The organism is Pseudomonas sp. RA_35y_Pfl2_P32, assembly GCF_963970735.1.
In the GTDB taxonomy this organism is placed as follows: domain Bacteria; phylum Pseudomonadota; class Gammaproteobacteria; order Pseudomonadales; family Pseudomonadaceae; genus Aquipseudomonas.
Genome location: NZ_CAXAQF010000049.1, coordinates 1 through 3500, shown reverse-complemented (window position 1 = coordinate 3500; position 3500 = coordinate 1). Strand labels below are relative to the sequence as shown.

The 3500-nt window shown below is 51.2% G+C and carries 1 protein-coding gene and 1 pseudogene; one reads left to right on the top strand and one right to left on the bottom strand.

All coding sequences use genetic code 11. The annotated features are described in order from the left end of the window. The first annotated feature begins 374 nt into the window (after positions 1-374). A pseudogene (locus tag AACY45_RS26920) lies at positions 375-1882 on the top strand (IS3 family transposase). Between the two features lie 815 nt (positions 1883-2697). Here AACY45_RS26920 and AACY45_RS26915 read toward each other — a convergent pair. Next, a partial coding sequence (locus AACY45_RS26915; RefSeq protein WP_339548469.1) for a DUF4225 domain-containing protein occupies positions 2698-3500 on the bottom strand: 803 nt, incomplete at its 5' end.

Genomic DNA, 3500 nt, shown 5'->3' with positions numbered 1-3500 from the left:
AATACTCATGTAGCTGTGACTGGCCATACGTCCCACTCCTTTGTGTTCGGAGTGGCAGGCTAAGACAAAAAGAAAAACTTCGGTTGTAGGGCGCTTCTGAATTTAGTGTATGAACCACAAAAACAACCAACCCGGCACATGGCCGGGTTGGTCGTTGAAGCCAGATATGTTTACTTCACAACAGGAGCAACCTCAGAGCTCTATCGCCTTTCTTGGCCGCTAATGACGGTCGCGCAACCCAACTTACTCGAGAGGATCCCCCGGTGTCAGGATAGTTGTCGCCTCTCCGAATTTTCCTGAAAAAGCATATCGGGGGCGGAAAGAGACTGGTCGTGCCGTACTATTCACCTGAAAGCAGAGCCGCATTACTTAAGATGCTGCTTCCCCCGCTGAACCTGTCGATGGCCGAGGTTTCCCGGCGCGAAGGGGTTAGCGAAATGTCTTTGTCCAACTGGCGCAAGCAGCTCAGCTCTGAAGGAAGTACAGTGTCCGAAAACAAGCCGTTGACCGAGAACTGGTTAGCCGAAACCAAGTTTGCTGTCGTGCTTGAGGCCGCCAGTTTGTCCGAGATCGACGTCGGCGAGTATTGCCGCCGCAAAGACCTTTACCCCGAGCAAATCACTGCTTGGCGACAAGCCTTCATCACCGGCCAGAAATCGGAAAAGACCCTGTAAAAAGAAGATCGGGAGCAGTCTCGCAAAGACAAGAAACGCATCCAGGAACTTGAGCGCGAACTGCGCCGCAAAGATAAGGCGCTCGCTGAAACAGCCGCGTTTGGTGCGGCGAAAAAAGCTCAACGACTACTGGGGACCGACAACGAGGACAACCGATATCGTTGCCATAACGACAGCTACTCGTTGACTGGCTGAGTAAAGCGGTCGCGGCGGGAGCCAGAAAAATCCAGGCCTGTCGGGAAATCGGTCTATCGCTGCGGACCTTACAGCGATGGACTGAAACAGACGTTATCCAGGCCGATGCCCGAACGACTGTCACACGGCCAACGCCGCGAAATGCGCTGAACGAGGCTGAGCGACAGACCATTGTGACGCTGTGCAACAGCCCGGAGTACGCCCACCTGCCGCCGAGCCAGATCGTGCCGCGCTTGGCCGATCAAGGGCGTTATCTGGCGTCGGAGGCGACGTTTTATCGCGTCTTGCGAGCCAGGGGTCAACAGCAACATCGAGGCCGTAGTTAGCGCCCCAGGCGATACGCAGCACCGACGACTCATACAGCGAAAGCGCCCAATCAGGTGTGGTCGTGGGACATCACGTATCTGCCGTCACCGATACGCGGTAAGTATTACTACCTCTATCTGATCGAGGATACTTACAGCCGCAAGGCCGTGGGCTGGGAGGTCTACGACTTGGAAAGCGGTGAGAAAGCCGCCGCACTGCTGCAACGCAGCATGATCGGCGAGCAGTGTTTACGCGAACCTCTGGTGCTGCACTCGGACAACGGCGCGCCGATGAAATCGGTGACGCTGTTGATCAAGATGTACGACCTGGGCATCACGCCCTCGCGGGGACGACCGCGGGTGAGCAACGATAATCCCTACTCGGAGTCGCTGTTTGGAACCCTGAAATACTGCCCGCAATGGCCGCAGGATGGCTTTGCCGGTTTGGACGCCGCACGGGCGTGGGTGAGGGATTTTATGCGCTGGTACAACAACGAGCACCGGCATAGCCGTATCCGCTTCGTCACACCGGCTGAGCGGCATCGAGGACGGGACCATCAGGTCTTGGCCCGGCGACAGGAGCCGTACGAACGAGCCAAAGAGAAAAATCCGGAACGGTGGTCGGATCAGACGCGTAACTGGGAGCCGATTGGCACCGCGCTGTTGAACCCGGATCGAGAGCAACAGGTCGAGAAAATAGCGGCATAGTTAGACGGTTGACGCGACAACTACCTTGAAAAACGCCGCTGCAACCAAACGATTAAAAAACAACTAAACAACTGAGAACAAAGGACATAACAAGGATCACGCAAATACCGAATAAGTGATTGGAAATCACCAGCATGGAAAGCGGCCCGGGTTCAGGGCGCTCAGGATACCGCGAATGCCGCCCCTGAATAGCGGATCATCTTGGCGAGCAGGTGAAACCGGGCATGACAGCCGGTCAAATTTACTTACAAACATGGGTCTTACGCCGACTGAAGAAGAGTTGATTTGTTTTGAATGGTAGTCCTAATCTTGGGGCTCACACCCCTGGGGGCATGATAGCCAATGAATCTTGAAAATATTCGATACCGTATTGCAGTCACCCTCCTGGTTTTAGGCTGCTCTGGACTACCGACACTCTTCATTATATTTTGCGCAACCAAGGTAATCCACATAGACGAAGAACATCTAAACACTGCATATTTTATTACATACATAACTATCGTTTTTTTTGGACTGCGCTTTTATATGCCAAGAATGCGCAAACTCACTTAAATCCCCAACAATCATTCAGAACTCAAAAACAATGAACCTTGAAAATATTCGATACTACATTTCCGTCACACTACTAGTTCTAGGCTGCTCCATACTACCTGCCAGCATCATCGAATATGGAGCAATAAAAATTCTTAGCATAGACAAAAAACACCAACTTATCGTATTTTCCATAACATATACAATTATAGTTATTTGGGGATTTCGTTTCTACACTCCGAGAATGCGCGGAATTATATAATCAACCCCCAAAAACCATAGGATCACCCATCCCCCACAACCTCTACAACCTCTACAACCTCTACAACCATCGTATTTATTGCCAACAAATCAACAACAACCTCAAAAAACAAAGATAGCGCTCCAGATTGCCGATAAGCTCTTTCATAGTTAATCGGATCACGCCTAAACAACTCTACCGAGCCGCTTTTTGACACCAACCTAAACACCCCATAAGCCGAAAGAGATAAATCTGTAGAGTAATATCTCATATTCCCAGCATACTCATCATCAGATACAAGCGGGTACATACGCCTAACAGGCCCAACCGTACTCGGAGCATCCGGCCCAAGATAGATATTTCCAACACCCTCATAAATATTATTAACACCATGCCCAATCATCAGGCCGCCTGGGACTGCGCCCAGCCCTCTCGAGCCTCCAATAATCGAGGCCCCGGTCTGAACCTGCATCGCACCAGCCGCACCCCCAATACCATTCCGAACATAAAAACGCGCCTTTGATGATAAATCTTCGTACTCAGCTCTTATTTCCTGTAACGCTTGCCACGCACTTATCACTCCCTCATCAACCGCCTGAATAACTTCATCCACATAGGAGGAGACAATCGCGCTAAATCGAAGTCGCGTAAAACCATCAGGAATATGCGCCATGCCTATGCTGCACCCAACTGCAACCAGATCAGAAGCTGCTTTATTCACATCGTGAATATCACAAGAAGCCTCATTCACCTTCATTCCCCCAAGCACTGTAAGCACTTGTGGCACCGGGAACGTGCGCCCAGGCAATATTCCTATAACGAATGGAGAGTAACTCTTGGGGCTCT